At 68.5% G+C, this 16,685-nt stretch carries 16 protein-coding genes; 8 read left to right on the top strand and 8 right to left on the bottom strand.

Translation table 11 applies throughout. The annotated features are described in order from the left end of the window. Positions 1-97: 97 nt before the first annotated feature. Both G3N96_RS24290 and G3N96_RS24285 read right to left on the bottom strand, forming a co-directional pair. Positions 98-715 (bottom strand): glutathione S-transferase family protein, encoded by a 618-nt coding sequence (locus G3N96_RS24290; RefSeq protein ID WP_206138753.1) that lies wholly within the window; start codon positions 713-715, stop codon positions 98-100. A gap of 88 nt (positions 716-803) precedes the next feature. Further along, a complete protein-coding gene (locus G3N96_RS24285; protein WP_206138752.1) occupies positions 804-1,172 on the bottom strand; it encodes a hypothetical protein in 369 nt (122 codons plus the stop codon). Positions 1,173-1,253: 81 nt separating this feature from the next. On the opposite strand from G3N96_RS24285, the gene G3N96_RS24280 reads away from it, so the two are divergent. Continuing rightward, positions 1,254-1,721, top strand: coding sequence for a MarR family transcriptional regulator (locus tag G3N96_RS24280; RefSeq protein WP_206138751.1), 468 nt, complete (start codon positions 1,254-1,256; stop codon positions 1,719-1,721). 36 nt (positions 1,722-1,757) lie between these two features. On the opposite strand, the gene G3N96_RS24275 is transcribed toward G3N96_RS24280, so the two are convergent. Next, positions 1,758-2,351, bottom strand: a complete 594-nt coding sequence (locus tag G3N96_RS24275) for a TetR/AcrR family transcriptional regulator (protein WP_206138750.1) — start codon at positions 2,349-2,351, stop codon at positions 1,758-1,760. Between the two features lie 118 nt (positions 2,352-2,469). On the opposite strand from G3N96_RS24275, the gene G3N96_RS24270 reads away from it, so the two are divergent. The 4 genes from G3N96_RS24270 to G3N96_RS24255 all read left to right on the top strand — a co-directional run bounded on the left by G3N96_RS24270 (position 2,470) and on the right by G3N96_RS24255 (position 5,865). Next, complete coding sequence (locus tag G3N96_RS24270) at positions 2,470-3,522, top strand: saccharopine dehydrogenase NADP-binding domain-containing protein (protein WP_206138749.1); 1,053 nt, start codon at positions 2,470-2,472, stop codon at positions 3,520-3,522. Beyond that, positions 3,519-4,280 (top strand): isocitrate lyase/phosphoenolpyruvate mutase family protein, encoded by a 762-nt coding sequence (locus G3N96_RS24265; protein WP_206138748.1) that lies wholly within the window; start codon positions 3,519-3,521, stop codon positions 4,278-4,280. The genes G3N96_RS24270 and G3N96_RS24265 overlap by 4 nt, the downstream gene beginning before the upstream one ends. A gap of 133 nt (positions 4,281-4,413) precedes the next feature. Next, positions 4,414-4,971, top strand: a complete 558-nt coding sequence (locus G3N96_RS24260) for a carboxymuconolactone decarboxylase family protein (RefSeq protein WP_206138747.1) — start codon at positions 4,414-4,416, stop codon at positions 4,969-4,971. A 48-nt stretch (positions 4,972-5,019) separates the two neighbouring features. Next, positions 5,020-5,865: a helix-turn-helix transcriptional regulator gene (locus G3N96_RS24255; protein WP_206138746.1), complete on the top strand. Its 846-nt coding sequence runs from the start codon at positions 5,020-5,022 to the stop codon at positions 5,863-5,865. 30 nt (positions 5,866-5,895) lie between these two features. Here the strand turns inward: G3N96_RS24255 and G3N96_RS24250 are convergent, their stop codons facing one another. Next, positions 5,896-7,107 (bottom strand): MFS transporter, encoded by a 1,212-nt coding sequence (locus G3N96_RS24250; protein WP_206138745.1) that lies wholly within the window; start codon positions 7,105-7,107, stop codon positions 5,896-5,898. A gap of 70 nt (positions 7,108-7,177) precedes the next feature. On the opposite strand from G3N96_RS24250, the gene G3N96_RS24245 reads away from it, so the two are divergent. Beyond that, positions 7,178-8,227: an AraC family transcriptional regulator gene (locus tag G3N96_RS24245; protein ID WP_206138744.1), complete on the top strand. Its 1,050-nt coding sequence runs from the start codon at positions 7,178-7,180 to the stop codon at positions 8,225-8,227. 94 nt (positions 8,228-8,321) lie between these two features. Here the strand turns inward: G3N96_RS24245 and G3N96_RS24240 are convergent, their stop codons facing one another. Continuing rightward, on the bottom strand, positions 8,322-8,489 hold the full coding sequence (locus tag G3N96_RS24240) for a hypothetical protein (RefSeq protein WP_206138743.1): 168 nt from the start codon (positions 8,487-8,489) through the stop codon (positions 8,322-8,324). A 55-nt stretch (positions 8,490-8,544) separates the two neighbouring features. Beyond that, positions 8,545-10,464, bottom strand: a complete 1,920-nt coding sequence (locus G3N96_RS24235) for a DUF3857 and transglutaminase domain-containing protein (protein WP_206138742.1) — start codon at positions 10,462-10,464, stop codon at positions 8,545-8,547. 200 nt (positions 10,465-10,664) lie between these two features. Between G3N96_RS24235 and G3N96_RS24230 the strand changes: the two genes are divergently transcribed. Beyond that, positions 10,665-10,823, top strand: coding sequence for a hypothetical protein (locus tag G3N96_RS24230; protein ID WP_185634232.1), 159 nt, complete (start codon positions 10,665-10,667; stop codon positions 10,821-10,823). Positions 10,824-10,940: 117 nt separating this feature from the next. Here G3N96_RS24230 and G3N96_RS24225 read toward each other — a convergent pair whose 3' ends face one another. Next, the gene (locus tag G3N96_RS24225) at positions 10,941-12,911 is read right to left on the bottom strand and encodes an APC family permease (protein ID WP_206138741.1); all 1,971 of its coding nucleotides are present in this window, start codon (positions 12,909-12,911) and stop codon (positions 10,941-10,943) included. Positions 12,912-13,399: 488 nt separating this feature from the next. On the opposite strand from G3N96_RS24225, the gene G3N96_RS24220 reads away from it, so the two are divergent. Further along, entirely contained in the window at positions 13,400-14,263 is an 864-nt protein-coding gene (locus tag G3N96_RS24220; protein ID WP_124581777.1) for a crotonase/enoyl-CoA hydratase family protein, read from the top strand. A gap of 48 nt (positions 14,264-14,311) precedes the next feature. Here G3N96_RS24220 and pdeR read toward each other — a convergent pair whose 3' ends face one another. Then, on the bottom strand, positions 14,312-16,315 hold the full coding sequence (gene pdeR, locus G3N96_RS24215; RefSeq protein WP_206138740.1) for a cyclic di-GMP phosphodiesterase: 2,004 nt from the start codon (positions 16,313-16,315) through the stop codon (positions 14,312-14,314). Positions 16,316-16,685 lie beyond the last annotated feature (370 nt).

Below are 16,685 nucleotides of genomic sequence, written 5' to 3'. Positions count from 1 at the left end.
TGTCACCATCCTGAGACGCGGCGAGACTGCCGCTCGCCGAACGCACCAACGTAGCGGTCGGCCATGCCGATGCAACGCATGACCGGCCGCCGAACGTTCACGCCGCCTTGCGCGCGTCCGCGATCCGCTGCGGCGCCTTCGGCCGCGCATACAACCGTTCGAGATACGCACGCAACTGCGGAAACGGTTCGATCAGGTTGCACTCGCCGGCCCAGTCGATCAGGTAAGCCGTCACGCAATCGGCCACCGTCAGCGTGTCGCCCACGATGAATTCGCGCCCTTCGAGATGCTTGTCGAGGAGCGCGGCCATCGTCCTGAAATCCTCGCGCGCCAGTTCGATGTCGGCCGGCGAACGCTTCTCCGGCGGATAGATGAACGAGTGCCGCGTGATCCGCCACAGCGGCTGCTCGAGCTCCGTCACCGCGAACATGACCCACCGGTAAGCCTCGGCCCGCAGCGCCGGATCGACCGGCAGCAGCGCCTTCTCCGGGTACTTGTCCGCGAGATACAGCACGATCGCGGCCGATTCGGGAATCACGAGGTCGCCGTCCACCAGCACGGGCACCTTGCCGGCCGGATTGAGGCGCAGGAATTCGGGCCGCTTGTGTTCGCCCTGGAGCAGGTTCACCGAGATGAACTCGAAATCGGCATCCAGTTCCTTCAGCCCCCACAGCGCGCGTTGCGAGCGGGTGCCGGCAAATCCGTAAAGCTTCATCGCCAGTCTCCATCCAGAATGTCGGGAAATCGTCCGCCTGCCGGCCACGGCGCATCGCCGATACACGGCGCCGGGCCTCGCGCGTCGTTCACGCGCCGGGAATCGCCTGCACCGGCATCACGTCGATCGCCACGCCCGGGAACAGCGTGAAATGCGGATGGCCTTCGAACAGCGCGGCCGCGGCTTCGTGCGAGGCCGCCCGCACGACGGTGAAGCCGCTCATCGCGTTCGCCGTGTCCGTGACGCCGGCGGCATCGATGGTCTTCGTCTTGCCGAGCGGCCCGCCCATCTCGACGATCGCGTCGCGATGCCGGTCGACCCACGCATGCCATGCGGCGATGCCGTCGCGCTCGCGCGTGCGTCGCTCCTCGTCCGGCAGCGCCATCCAGGCTTTCATCGCCGGACTATCCTTCGTCCCGAGAAATACCGCGAGATACAACTGCTGTTGCGCACTCATGCTGTCCCCTTCGGTGACGGACGCGACGGGCTGCCGCGCCTCGACCTTGACACGATAGGTTGATATCAACACAATTGCAACATGGCACGAAAAGAACACCTCCCTTTCGAAACGACGCTGATGGTGCGCGATTGCTGCCTGTGCCTGCACATGCAGCGCGCGGCGCGTAATCTTGCGCGGATCTTCGACGATGTGCTGCGCCCGCTGGATCTCACCAACGGCCAGTTTTCGCTGCTGATGTCGCTGAACCGGCCCCAGCCGGCGCCAATGAAATCGGTCGCGTCGCTACTCGCGATGGACCGCACCACGCTCACGGCCGCGCTCAAGCCGCTCGAGCGGCGCGGCCTGGTCACGATCATCCAGGACCCGGACGACCGGCGCAGCCGCCTGCTCGAACTGACGCAGGCCGGCCACGAGCTGCTGGCCGAAGCGTTTCCGCTGTGGCAGCAGACGCATGCCGAGATCGAACGGCCGTTCGCGCCAGGAGAAGTCGATCAGTTGCGCGGCCAGTTGCGCGCGCTGTCGGTCGATCCGGCCGCGCGCGGCTGAACCGGACCGGCGCGCGGATCGCCGCGGCCAGGCGGCTTACTTGCGGTCCTTTTTCGGCAACAGCAGTTGCGCGAATTCCTGCAGGAAGGCCACGGGCCCGTGCGCATGCAGCGCCTGCCCGCTGCTCAGCGCGCCGTCGATCACGGTCGCGAGCCGCAGCGCGAAGGTTTCCGGCTCGTCGACACCCATCGCCTCCGCCAGCTCGGCCAGCCGGCGCCGCAATTCCTGCTTGTGCGCGACGGCCACCTTGCGGGCCGGATGGTTGCCGTCCGCGTATTCGGCGGCGATGTTGATCTGCGGACAGCCGCGATAGCCGGGGCGCGCAATGCGCTCGCCGATCCATTGCAGCTGCGCGTCCAGTTCCTCGCGCGGCGTGCGCCGGTACTGCGCGGCCACCGCATCCCAATGCGCCCAGAAATCGGCGTCCTCGCGCAGCAGGAACGCTTCGATCAGGTCGTCCTTCGTCGTGAAGTGACGATAGAGGCTCGTCTTCGCGACGCCCGCCTGCGCGACGATCAGGTCCACGCCGACCGCGCGTGTGCCCTCCCGGTAGAACAGCGCGCTGGCCGTCTGCAGAATGCGTTCGCGCGTATCGGGCGCGCTCCCTGGTGTGCCTGTTTCCTTTTTCATCCCGACCCGGCCTTGCTGGCCGCTCACTACTGCAACAGTGATCCGATCATAGCATCGCGTCCTTGACGACGCTACAGGTCTGTACTATAAAACAGACCGTTCTGTAGCGGAGTAGATCATGGATGATCGAATGACGGTTGCAGTCTATGGCGCCACGGGTCATACCGGGCGGTTCGTCGTCGCGGAGCTGGCCCGGCGCGGCCTGCGCGCGATCCGCATCGGGCGCGATGCCGCGCGGCTCGAGGAGGACGACGGCGATACGGCGCTCGCGCTCGCGCGCGTCGCCACGATCGACGATCCCGCCGCGCTCGACGCCGCGTTGCGCGGCGCGGCTGCAGTGATCAACTGCGCGGGCCCGTACCTCGATACCGCGTTGCCGCTGGCCGATGCCGCGCTGCGGGCCGGCATCCCCTATCTCGACCTGACTGCCGAGCAGCCGACGGTGCTGGCGCTGGCCGAACACGGCGATGCGCGGGCGCGCGCCGCGGGCGTGACCCTCGTGCCGGCCGCGGCGTTCTACGGCGGCCTGGCCGACCTGCTCGTCACGGCCGTCGTGGACCCGCACCAGCCGATCGAGCGCGTCGAGGTCGCAACCGGCCTCGACCGCTGGCACCCGACACGCGGCACGCGCGTGACGGGCGAACGCAATCGCGCGGTGCGGCTCGTGCAGAGGGACGGGAAGCCGACGCCGGTGCCGTCGACCGCACGCGAACGCGCATGGCCGTTCCCGCCGCCGATCGGCCAGGTCGACGTGACGCTGCTGCCGTTTTCGGAAGTGATGACACTGTCGCGTCACCTGCGCATCGATACGATCGAATCGTGGCTCGCCACCGTCGCGCTGCGCGACGTGCGCGACGCCGCCACGCCGCCGCCCGAGCCGACCGACGAGATGGGCCGCTCGGCGCAGCAGTTCGCGATGGACGCGATCGTCGTGCAGGGCGGCACGACGCATCGCGCGACGGCGTCCGGGCGCGACATCTACGCCGTCAGCGCACCGATCATCGTCGAGGCAGCCGTGCGCCTGATCGCGGGCGACACCGCGGTGTCGGGCGGCGTGCGCAGTCTCGGCGAGCTGTTCGACGCACGCGATTTCCTCGCGGCGCTCGATACGGTGGCAGTATCGTTCGGCACGACAACCGATCCGGTTTTCAATCAGGAGACGCAAGCATGAGCAGCAATGAGAAAGGCGCGTATTTCCGTTCGCTTCACCGCGCAGGCCAGCCGCTGGCGCTGTTCAACGTATGGGACGCCGGCAGCGCGCGCACCGCGGCCGATGCGGGCGCCGTCGCGCTGGCAACCGGCAGCTGGTCGGTCGCGGCGGCGAACGGTTTCGCCGACGGCGAGCAGATGCCGCGCGCGCTGATGATGGACGTGCTCGAGCGGATCACGCGCGCGACCGACCTGCCCGTCACAGTCGATCTCGAAAGCGGGTACGGCGAGCGGCTGGAGGATGTCGCCGAGACGATCGCGCTCAGCATCAAGGCCGGCGCGATCGGCTGCAACCTCGAGGACAGCTTCCCGGCGACGGGTGAATTGCGTGACGTCGACGCAGCGGCGGCTCGTCTCGCGGCAGCCCGGCAGGCCGCGGATCGCGCGGGCGTCAACTTCTTCATCAACGCGCGCACCGACGTGTTCTTCACGGCGCCGGCCGACACGCACGACGCACGTCTGCTCGACGCCACGCTGGCCCGCGCGCGTGCTTTTGCCGCGGCCGGTGCCGATGGGCTGTTCGTGCCGGGGCTGGGCTCACCGGCGCTCATTCGCGCGCTGACGGCCGCGTCGCCGCTGCCGGTGAACGTGATGCGCGTCACGGAGACGCCGACGCTCGCCGAATTCGCGGAATACGGCGTGGCCCGCATCAGCCACGGACCGTATCCGTACCTGCAGGCGATGAAAACGCTGGCGGAGCTGGTCAGGCAAGGCGGCTGACAGCTTCGCAAAACGGACGGCGTCATGCGCGCACCGAACGATTACATCCCATGTAATTGGCGCACGACACCGCCGCTCCTACGCTTCGGGTGTCGCGCCGCCATTCCGGCGGCGCGCATCGCCCGGAGACATCATGTCCGCCTATCCGCTTCACACCATCGACTCGGCGCCGGCCGCCTCAAAGCCCGTCCTCCAGCAACTCCAGCACACCTTCGGCATCGTCCCGAACATCGCGGCGGCGATGGCCGCGTCGCCGGTGCTGATCAACGGCTTCATCGGCCTGTTCGAGCGCGTGCACGCGAGCAGCCTCACCGAGCCGCAGATCCAGACGCTCCTGCTCACCAACGCGGTCACGAACGCGAGCGAATGGCCGGTCGCGTTCCACACCGCGCTGGCGCTGAAACAGGGTGTAACCCACGCCGATGTCGACGCGATCCGCCGCGGCGCCCTGCCCGGCGACGCGACACTGGCCGCGCTGTCGGCCACCGCACGCAAGCTGATCGACACCCGCGGCCGCCTGCCCGAGGCCGACCGGCAGGTGTTCCTCGACGCCGGCTTCAGCGCCGAACAGTTGCTGGAAGTGATCGCGGTGGTCGCCGCATCGACGATCACGAACTACGTCGGCAGCGTGACGCAGCCGGCGCTCGAAGCGCCGTTCGACGCATTCGCGTGGCAGGCGAACGCCGCGTGAGTCCGATATAGTCGATCGCGTCCTTCGTGGAACGCCCTGGGAGGCACGATGAACGCCAGCCGCCGCGAACCGCACGCGCCGCCGCACGAACTCGGCCAGTTGCTGCGCTACTGGCGCGATATACGCGGCGTGAGCCAGCTCGACCTGTCGCTCGACGCGGGCATCTCGCAGCGCCAGATCAGCTTCATCGAAAGCGGACGCAGCGTGCCGGGCCGCGACACGCTGCTGACGCTCGCGCAAACACTGGACGTGCCGCTGCGCGAGCGCAATGCGTTGCTGCTCGCGGCCGGGTATGCACCGGTGTATTCGGAAGCGCCGTGGGATGCGCAGGAGATGCAGGGCGTGATCGGCGCGCTGGAACGGGTCGTGCGCCAGCACGATCCGTTTCCGGCGATCGTGATCGACCGGCACTGGAACGTGCTGATGACCAACGACGCGGCGCCGCGCTTCTTTGGCTGCTTCATCGACATGGCCGCGCGCGACGGCCCGCGCAACCTGCTGCGCCTGATGTTCGATCCGCACGGGATGCGGCCGTTCCTGGCCGACTGGGAGACGGTGTCGCGCAGCCTGCTGCAACGCGTGCATCGCGAAGCGGTCGGCCGCGTGATCGACGACGACACGCGGCAACTGCTCGACGACCTGCTCGCGAGCCCCGATGCGCCGCGCGACTGGAAAACGCCGCCGGCGCCGGCCGCCGCACCATCACTGCCGGTCATCCCGATCGGCTTCGTGCACGAAGGCGTCGTGCTGCGTTACTTCTCGCTGGTCACGACGGTGGGGACACCGCAGAGCGCCGCCGCACAGGAGCTGCGCATGGAGTGCATGTTCCCCGCCGACGACGCGACCGAAGCGCGCCACCGGCAGTTGCTCGACACGCACGCACCGGTGCGCTGAGCGGCGGGCCGGGCGGCCCGCCGGTGCCGGTCATTCCGCCAGCGCGGGCACCACGCCGACGCGCTTCGGCACGCCGGTCACGATCGTTGCGACCGCAACGGCCAGCACGACGGCCGCGGCAACGAACACGCCGGCCGCCCCGTTCGCGTCGAACACGACGCCGCCGGCCGCCGCGCCCGTCGCGATCGCGAGCTGGATCGCCGCGACGATCAGCCCGCCCGCGCTCTCGGCCTCATCGGGCACGGTGCGCGTGACCCACGTCGACCACGCGACGGGCACGCCGCCGAACGCCATCCCCCACAACGCGACGAGCACCGCGTCGATCATCGGCGCGCGGCCGAGTGCGACGAGCGCGACGCCGAGCACGACCATCAGCGCGGGCATCCCGATCAGCATCGACCGCAACCGGTGTTCGAGCACGCGGCCGGCGAGCGACGTGCCGACGAAGTTCGCGATGCCGTAGCCGAGCAGGATCGCCGACAGCCCGTTCACGCCGACGCCCGCGACCTGTTCGAGGAACGGCCGCAGGTACGTGAAGAACGCGAAGTGCCCGGTGAACACGAGGATCGTCGCGAACATGCCGAGGCCGACGGTCGGCCGGCGCAGGACGTCGATCAGCGTGCGCAGCCGCGTCGTGCCGCTCGGCGGCATCGACGGCAGCGTGAGGATCTGCGACACGAACGCGAGGCCGCCGAGCGCGGCCGCGATCAGGAATACGTTGCGCCAGCCGATCAGGTGACCGAAGTAGCTGCCCATCGGCGCGGACGCGATCGTCGCGACCGCCACGCCGCTGAAGATGATCGACAGCGCGCGCGGCACCATCGCCGTCGGCACGAGCCGCATCGCGGTCGCGGTGGCCATCGTCCAGAAGCCGCCGAGCGCGATGCCGAGCACGACGCGACCGACCAGCAGCATTGCCAGGTTCGGCGCGAACGCGACCGCCAGGTTCGACGCGACGAGCAGCACCGAGAACACGAGCAGCACGCGCCGCCGGTCGATCGTGCGCGTCAGCGCCGAGATCAGCAGGCTCGTGACCAGCGCGACCGTCGCGGTGGCCGTGACGGCCTGCCCGGCCACGCCTTCGGTCACGCCGAGGCTGTCGGCCATCGGCGTCAGCAGGCTCGCCGGCAGGAATTCGGCCGTGACGAGCCCGAACACGCCGAGCGTCATCGCGAACACCGCGCCCCAGGCCGGTTCGCGGGGGGCCGCCGTCGAGGCGGCCGTGGAGGTTCCGGGATTCATGCGTGGTTCCGTGTCGGTTAGGGAAAGTACTGATGAGGGCGTATCGTAAGGAACCACGTCAGGACGGTCTATGACATACAATCCGTTCTTGTTGATCGTTCGTCCGAATCTCGCTATGTCCGAGCCCCTGCTTCCGCCCATCCCCGACGTGCACGACCTCGTCAGCGAGCTGCTGCTGGGGATGCGCCTGAGCGGCGTCCAGTACCGCCGCATCCAGGTCGCGCGGCCGTTCGGGCTGAATTTCGGCCACGTGACGGGCCGCGCGCAGTTCCATTTCGTCGGGCGCGGGCCGGTGCTGCTGCGCGACGCGTCGGGCGCCACGATGCGGCTCGAGGCCGGCGACGCGATCCTGCTGCCGCACGGCGGCATGCACGCGCTGGTGTCGGACCCCGATGCACCGTGCCGCGAGATCAACGGCTTCGAGGTCGCGAAGATCTGCGATACGGTCGCGTCGGTGGCATCGGCCGGCGTGTCGCCCGCGAGCTGCGCGACGACCGAGCCGGGTGCCGGCGATGCGCTGATCTTCAGCGCGTGCATGGAGCTTGATCTCGGCGGCATGCAGCCGCTGGTCGGCACGATGCCCGAGTTCATGCACGTCGGCACGCTGCTCGCGCGCTACCCGGAAATCCGCCCGATGCTCGATGCCATGGAGCGCGAAGCGTGCTCGGCGCGCGCGGGTTTCGCGGGCATCCTCGCGCGGCTCGCGGATGTGGTCGCGGCGTTCATCGTGCGCGGCTGGGTCGAGTGCGGATGCGGTGATGCGACGGGCTGGGTGCAGGCGCTGCGCGAGCCGAAGCTCGGCCGCGCGATCGTCGCGCTGCATCGCGACCCGGGCCGCAACTGGAGCGTGGCGGAACTCGCGACCGAAGCGGGTGTGTCGCGCTCGGTGTTTGCCGAACGCTTTCTCGCGGCCACCGGGATGACGCCGGTGCGATACCTGACCGAGCTGCGGATGCGGCTCGCCGCGCAATGGATCACGCGCGACCACGAGACGATCGAGGCCGTCGCGTACCGGCTCGGCTACGGCTCGCTCGCCGCGTTCAGCCGCGCGTTCAAGCGCGTGGTGGGCAAGCCGCCGGGCGCCGTGCGCGCGGACGGCGAGGTGCGTGTCGATGCGTAATGCGTGACGGGGCGCGCGTCACGCTTCACGCGTGATGCCGGCCACGGCCGCCAGGCGTCGCTCCAATGGCCTTCAGACGTGATGGCAGCGTCGTTCAGTCGCTGCGCGCTTCCAGCTTGTCGACCAACGCCGTCGCGCACTGCACGGCAAGCGCCGCGCACTGCTCCACGTCCACGACCGCGCCGCTCGACACGGTGCCCTGCACGATCCGGCCCAGCAATTCCTTCGAGAGATCGGCGATCTCGTGATCCCGTTCCGTCATGATGTTCCTCCTGCGCATCGACCGATCGCATCGATGCGCTCACGTTCCTGCCCGTTCAGCGCCCGTTCGCCCGCACGACGATCTGCGCCTGCGTGTCGCGTTCGATGCGTTCGAGCGACGCGCGCAGCGCCGTGAATTCGTCCGCCGTACACACCTGACGGCCGAAATCCGCGGTCATCCGCCGCGTGACCTGCACGACGCGCGCGGCCGCATCGAATACGTAATGCGACGTGAAGTCGACGAAGCGGTCGTGCACGGCCGTGTCGGCCGGCAGGTCGGCCACCGTGACGTCGGCCGGCAGCGCGATCTGGCCGGTCTCGTCGAACGTGCCGCCGATGCAGCCCCACGGCTGCGTGCGCACGGGCTCGGCGAGCCAGTTCTCGACCTGCGTCGCGATGCCGCCCGTCAGGCTCGACAGCGCGGGCAACGCGGTCGTGCCGTCGGGCCACACGAAATGATCGAGCGTGCCCGACATCGTCACGTCGAACGGCCCGTCGGTCACGCGCCGGTCGCTGGTCGACAGCTGCGCGCGGCCGCGCAGGCCGCTTTGCCGCAGCCGGTTGTTCGCGAGCTGGGCGACGGAGTCGGGCGTCGCGCGGCGAAACAGGTTGCGTTCGAGTTCGGCCGTCCAGCCGTCGTCCTCGATGAACGCATGAAAACGCGCGGCGCCCGGCCCCGCGGCGTCGATCTCGACCCGCGCGATGCGGCCGCGCGGCTGCGTGGCCGGCGTGCGCGACAGCACGCCCGTATCGACGAGCAGCGCGGGACGGTCCATCACGATCGGCGGCAGATAGCCGAATGCGATGCCGGCCGTCGTCGTGTCCGCGTAAAGCGCGAGATCGGGCAGCCACGTGATCGCGTGATTGATCGCGCCACCGCCGTAACCGGGCACCGCCGGCAGCGTGTAGACGGACCCGAGATTGAGCAGCACCGGCTCGCTGCGGATGCCGACCGCCGCGAGCAGCGCGCCGAACAGCGCGACATGATCCTTGCAGTCGCCGTAGCGGTTGCGCAGGATGTCCGTCACGCGATGCGGCGCGGCCGCGGTTTCACCGAGAAACAGCCCGACGTAGCGGATGTTCGCCTGCACCCAGTCGTACAGGATGCGTGCCTGGTCGTGCGGATCGGCGACACCCGCGGTGAGCGTGCGCGCCAGCTGCGTGACGGCCGGATCGTCCGCGCCCGGATCGACGGCCGCGTTGCGATAGCGCGCGGCGAACGCCGCGTAGTCTGGCAGCGTCGACACGACGAGCCGGTCGCCGTAGGTCGCGTAGCCGACCGCGCCGCTTTCGATGCGGTCGTACGGGCCGTGCCGGTAGTCGAATTCGTAGCGCGTGCGGCCATTCGCGGTGACCGGCGGCAGCGCGACGTAGCCGCGCGCATCTGCGTACAGCGGCATATCGGCCGGCACGTCGAAGATCAGCCGCTGGCGGTCGACCGGCTCGCGCGACGGCTCCACGGTGTAGCCGAAGTAGCCGCGGTTGACCGGCTTCGTGCGGGCCTTGCGGAACGCCACGCGCGTGCTCGACCCGGCTTCGACGCCGGGAAACACGACGGTGCGCAGCAGCCCGTCCTGGAACGTCGGCGCGCCGGCCGAGCGCGGTTCCTGCACGTCGCGGATGCCGTCCGCGCCGACCGGATGCGCGACCCCGTCGCGGTCGATCGTCTCGGCCGCCAGCAGGTCCACCTTCTCGAGATTCCTGTCGAACCACACGTAGCGCTGCGCGATGGCATCGATGCCGTTCGCGTCGTTCGCGCGCAGCGTCGAATCGTCGTGCTCGTCGAGCGAGCCGTCGTGCTGGATCACGAATTCGTGGACGTCGCTGACGACCGTGACGGGCGCACCGCCGCCGGTGTCGGCGGCAAGGTCCGCGCGCTGCGCTGCGCCAGGCGGACCGGCATGCGCGTCCGGCAGGCCGAGCGCGATCGCGCCGGCAAGCGTCCAGCCGATCACTCGGTGATAAAAGGGCACCACATCGCACCTCGTCGCGCCATGCGCGTGAAAACGCGGCCGCGCAACCCGGACCGGCGCGGCACGCACGCGTGCCGGCCAGTTTGTGCGCCCCGTGCGCGAGCGTCAAGCGACGTACCGCGCGGCGGCTTCTACAATGAAAGCGTCTTCACCGGTGACGGCTGCCGTGCGACGCAGCAGCCACCCATGCGACCGGAGGCGATATGGCAAACGGAATCGTGCAACTCGTCATGCTGCTGGCGTTCGCTGCGCTGCTGGGGCTGTTCTTCTACGAGCGGCGGCGGCGCGAGCGGCTGCGGGCAACGTATCGCCACGCGCACCTGCGGCGGCCGCATCGCGCGCACAAGCGTGACCCTCCGTGACCGCCCGGCCGACGGTCGCCGGCACGATGGGCTCGCCCGTGTCAGCGTGTCATTTGCAGTCGCCCGTGCGCTTGCCGCGATCGTTTTCATCAGCCGGGTGAGCCGTTTCGCCCGCCGCTACCCGACGTTCATCGGCAACAGCACCATCTGCTTGCCCTCGACGTGCAGCCGCGCCTGCAGCTCGACGGGCGTCTGGTTGTGCAGCCAGGCTGTGAGGAAATTCACGCGCCGGAAGATCAGCTTGCTCGCGAAGCACACGGCGTTCGGGTATTCGTCGAGCGTCGACGAAGCCAGGTTCATGAACTCGACGACGGGGTTCGTGCCGAACGCGATCCGGTAGTCGGCGGCGATGCCGTGGCGGCGGCAGTGCGCGACATAGTAGTCGAGCGCTTCGGTGATCGTGTGCCGCAGCCGCTCGAGGTGTTCGTGACCGTCGTACGCCTTCGCGTCGACTTCGCCGACCGCGAGGAAGATCACGTTGCGGAAATGCCCGGGAAACAGCCGGTTGACCCACAGCAGCGCGTGCATGCTCGCGCCGCGATGCTTGCCGACCAGCAGCACGGCCGTCGGCTGCGACGGGTCGGGCTTGCCCGGCCCGGTGGCTTCGTCGACTTCGGGCGCCTTGCCCGAGAACAGCGCGTCTTCCTTCGCGAGCTGCGCGCGCGTATAGGCGTAGTGGCGATTGATCATGAAGCACAGCGCGATCACCGCGCTCGTCACGAGCACCGTGAGCCAGCCGCCTGCCGTGAACTTCTCGATCAGCGTGATGACGAGCACGGTCGCCGTCACGCTCAGCCCGAGCGCCGACAGGAAGAAGTGCTTGAACCAGCCCTGCTGGCTGCGATGGCGCCACCAGTACGTGCACAGCCCGAGCAGCGACAGGCTGAACGTGAGAAACACGTTGATGCTGTACAGCACGACGAGCACGTCGACGCTGCCGTGCGTCCACAAGAGGATCAGCAGGCTCGACAGCCCGACGACGATGATGCCGTTCTGCCGCACGAGGCGCCCCGACAGGTCGCGGAAATGGCGCGGCACCCACGAATCCGACGCCATGTTCGACAGCACGGCCGGACCGTCGAGGAAGCCGGTCTGCGCGCCGACCATCAGCAGCCCGGCCTCGAACGCCAGCACGGCCGCGAGCAATGCGTGGCGCGCGAACGCCGAGCCGAGCCCGAGATGGTCGATCACGCTGCCGAACACGACCGCGTTGAGCGTCTGGCCGTCGACAGGCTTCGCGTGCCACAGCATGTACAGCAGGATGATGCCGCCGGCCGTGAACGCGAGCGACGTCGACATGTACCACATCGTCACCTTGCCGTTCGGCACGCGCGGATCGGCGAGCATGTTCACGTTGTTCGACACGGCCTCGAGGCCCGTATAAGTCCCGCCGCCGAGCGAGAACGCGCGCATCAGCAGCGCAAGCAGCACGAACAGGCCGAGCGATTGCGACATGCCGTGCGCTTCGTGCACGGCGTCGGGCACCACCATCGCGAGGCTGCTGCCGTGCACGGCGACGCCGTACACGATCAGCCCGAAGTGCAGGATCACGAAGCCGATGAAGATCGGCAGCAGCACCATGATCGATTCGCGCATCCCGCGGAAGTTGAGCCCCGTCATCAGCAGGATCAGCACGATCTCGGTCGTGAGCTTGAACGCCTGCGCGCTCACCGGCAGCAGGCTGAAGAATGCGTCGACCCCGCTCGCGAGCGACGTCGCGACGGTCAGCACGTAGTCGACCAGCAGCGCAGCGCCGGATACCAGCCCCGGCTTCGACCCGAGCAGCGACGTCGCGACGCGGTAGCCGCCGCCGCCCGTCGGGAACAGCTCGATCACCTGGTTGTAGCCGAGCGCGATGATGAACACGGTCGCCGCCGTCGCGAGTGCGAGGAACAGCGCGAGCGCATGGTGCGGGCCGAGCGCGAGAAACGCCTCCTCCGGCCCGTAGCACGACGACGACAGTCCGTCGGCGCCGAGCCCGACCCAGGCGAGCAACGGTGTCACGGCAATCGCATGCCGCGTGCGCGGATCGAGCGGGTCGAGCGGCTTTCCGACGAGCAACTGCCACACTTTCTGGAACGTGGTCATGGTCCCCTCCCGCACGCCCGGCGCCACGCGCGGCGCGATCCTTTAAAGCTAATCGACGCACGGGCGCGGCGCCAGTCCGCATCTTCCATAGGGGCCGCACGGCGGCCCGGCACCGCTTTCATCATGTAAGCGGACAACCCCGGCGGCCCCGCGCCGGATCGGCCGTTTACACGCATTCGCGCAACGCGGCGAACCTGCACGGCACCCTTTCCGGCCGCCTTCACATGCCTGCCGGCCCCGTCCGGCGCACCGGCCGACGCGCCGCCCACCTTCGCCCGATAGCGGCCGGCCGTGCTCGCCGCCCCCTTCCCCACCCGCACCGATGCGACCCGCACCCGCGTCCCGGTCGTGCGTGGTTCCTCGCAATTCGACTTTTGTGTGCGCGCAACAATGGCGATGCCTCGCGCCCGGCGCCCTGCAGGACACTCGCCTCCCGCTCGGCACCGGGCGCGACGGTCTTCGAAAACCACATCTCACGAGGACATACCATGCAACTCCAATCCCATCCCGCGTGCCGCCCGTTTTATGAAGCCGGCGAACTCACGCAACTGACTGCCTTTTACGAAGAGGGACGTAATGTCATGTGGATGATGCTGCGATCGGAGCCGCGGCCGTGCTTCAACCAGCAACTCGTTACCGACATCATCCATCTCGCACGCGTCGCACGCGATTCGGGCCTGCCGTTCGACTTCTGGGTGACGGGCTCGCTCGTCCCCGAGCTGTTCAACGTCGGCGGCGACCTGAGCTTCTTCGTCGACGCGATCCGCAGCGGCAAGCGCGACCTGCTGATGGCCTATGCGCGCTCGTGCATCGACGGCGTGTACGAGATCTACACGGGCTTCGGCACCGGGGCGATCTCGATCGCGATGGTCGAGGGCAGCGCGCTCGGCGGCGGCTTCGAGGCCGCGCTCGCGCATCACTACGTGCTCGCGCAGAAGGGCGTGAAGCTCGGGTTTCCCGAGATCGCGTTCAACCTGTTCCCGGGCATGGGCGGCTATTCGCTCGTCGCGCGCAAGGCCGATCGGGGCGTCGCGGAGCACCTGATCTCGACCGGTGAAGCGCACGCGTCCGAGTGGTACGAGGATCGCGGGCTGGTCGACCAGACGTTCGACGCGGGTGACGCGTATCTCGCGACGCGCACCTTCATCGACGTGATGAAGCCGAAGCTGAACGGCGTGCGCGCGATGCTGCGCGCGCGCGAGCGGGTGTTCCAGCTGACGCGCTCCGAGCTGATGGACATTACGGAAGCGTGGGTGCATGCGGCGTTCACGATCGAGCCGAAGGATCTCGCGTACATGGAACGCCTCGTGATGCTGCAGAACCGGCGCGTGTCGAAGCTGCGCACGGTGTAGTGAGACGGACGCCGCCGCTCGCCGGCGGCGTCCGTTCGTGAACGAGGCTCAGGCGATCAGCCTGAGCTTCCTCGTCTCCGCGAGCCACGCCTCGAACGCCTGGGCCGGCATCGGGCGGGCGTAGTAGTAGCCCTGCGCATGATCGACGTCGAGCTGCTTGAGGAATTCGGCTTCCGCATGCGTTTCGACGCCTTCGGCGACCACCGCGAAATTCAGCGCCTTCGCGAGCGACACGACCGAGCGCACCAGCGCCTGCGAGCGCGGATTGCGGTCGATGCCCGTGATGAAGGTGCGGTCGAGCTTGATCGCGTCGAGCGGCAGGCGCGACAACTGCGACAGCGACGAATAGCCGGTGCCGAAATCGTCGAGATGGATCTCGGCTCCAAGCTGGCGGAACTGCCGCATCAGCCCGTTGGCCGCATCCTCGTCCTCGATGAAGCAGCTCTCGGTCAGCTCAATGTCGAGCAGGCCGGGCTTGAGCCCCGCGGCGTCGAGGATCGACGCCAGCTGGTGCACGATGTTCATGTCCTGCAACTGCCGCGCGGACACGTTCACCGCGATCCGGATGCCGAGCCCCTTCGCCTTCCACGCGGCGGCCTGCGCGGCCGCGGTACGCATCACCCAGCGCCCGAGCGGCGCGATCAGGCCCGACTCCTCGGCGAAGCGGATGAACTCGACCGGCGCGACGAGCCCGCGATCGGGCGACTGCCAGCGGATCAGCGCCTCGACGGCGTGCACGTCGCCGGTCGCGATATCGACGACCGGCTGGTAGTGCAGCACGAACTGCTCCTCTTCGAGCGCCTTGCGCAGGTTCGTGTCGAGCCACATGTACTTCGCGACCTTCTGGTTCATCTCCAGCGAGAACACGCGATACGTATGCTTGCCCTCTTCCTTCGCGACGTACATCGCGGTATCCGCGCTGCGGATCAGCGTCTCGAGCGAATCGCCGTGCTGCGGATGCATCGCGATGCCGATCGAGCAGCTCGTGTAGACCTCCATCAGCCCGAGATGAATCGGCGTTCGCAGCCGCTCGAGAATGATCTGCGCGGTCGCTTCGAGCAGCGGCCGCGTGCCGTGCTCGAACAGCACGAGGAATTCGTCGCCGCCGAGCCGCGCGAGCGTCGCGCCGGACGGCAGGCAGCCGCTGATGATCGCCGACACGTCCTGCAGCAGCCGGTCGCCGGTGATGTGCCCGTAGTGATCGTTGACGCGCTTGAAGTTGTCGAGATCGAGGAACAGGATGCCGACCTGCCCGCGCGTCGCGGCGGTCTCGGCGGCGATCGCCGCGTGGATGCGCTCGCTGATCGCATGGCGGTTCGGCAGGCCGGTCAGCACGTCGGTGTTCGCAAGCTCGATGAGCCGCTGCTGCGCGCTGCGCTCCTCGGTGATGTCGATGCCCGAGCAGATCAGGAACTGCTCGTCGACGCCGCTGCCGCTCTGCACGAACTTGTTGCGGAACTGGAACAGGCGCGGCCCGTTGACCGTGTTGATGTAGCGCTCGACCGCGAACGAATGGTTGCTCGCGAAAAATCCCGTGATGTTGCTGCGCGACTGCGCGCCCTGCTCGGGGGTCATGAACAGCTCGAACGCGCTGCGGCCGATCACGTCGACCTCGCGCTTGCCCGTCACTTCCTCGCACAGGCGGTTGAAGCGCTGCACCATCCCGTTGCGGTCGAGGATCACCACGAGCGAATTCACTTCGGACACGACCTGCTCGGCGAACGCGAGCCCGTGCGCGAGATCGCCCGCGACGGACTCGGCATCGGAATAGGCGGACGCCGTGCCGGCCCAGTTGGTCGTATCGACCTTCCGGCCGACGAGATGGAGCTTGACCGGTTCGCCGAACAGCGCGATGTCGAGCACCAGGTGCGACGTGACACCGGTCAGCGCGCGGATGCACGCGGCCTGTTCGACCGTCAGCGCGACGGCGACGTTGGTCAGGCCGCGGACGGCCGCCAGTTCGAGTGCGTTGCTGTCGCTGCCGAGACGCCAGCAGGGGCTGCGCGTACCGACGTGCGCCTCGAGCACCGCGCTATCGTTTTCGTCATCCATGGAGACGCCCCGATCCAGAAAAAACGCACAGTGTAGACGGAGGCGAGCCGGCCGGCCGCCCTGCCGGGCCGCGCGTGATGCGCGCCCGGCAAGGCGGCCGTGAGTGCCGTGCTGATGGGCCTCGTCCCGTACTTGTTTCCCGCTAATGCGACCCGGCGTTCGCGCGTCATGCGCGCAGGTGCTGCCTAACGAATGATGAGAGCCATCTTATCAAATGACGATCAGGATTGGCACTCACATTTAGAGCAGAGTGTCAAGGAATTGGGACTCGATTGGCAAGCCGGATTTTTCATGATTGGCAGCCGGCTCAATGAGGGTGGCGGCGCCGCGAAGCGGGTTCGGCGGCTCGGCTGAGCGCCCCGCCCGGCGA

It is taken from the genome of Burkholderia sp. Se-20373 (assembly GCF_017104705.1).
GTDB lineage: Bacteria > Pseudomonadota > Gammaproteobacteria > Burkholderiales > Burkholderiaceae > Burkholderia.
Note: the sequence above shows the minus strand (reverse complement) of the source record. Positions and strands in the feature narration are given on the sequence as shown.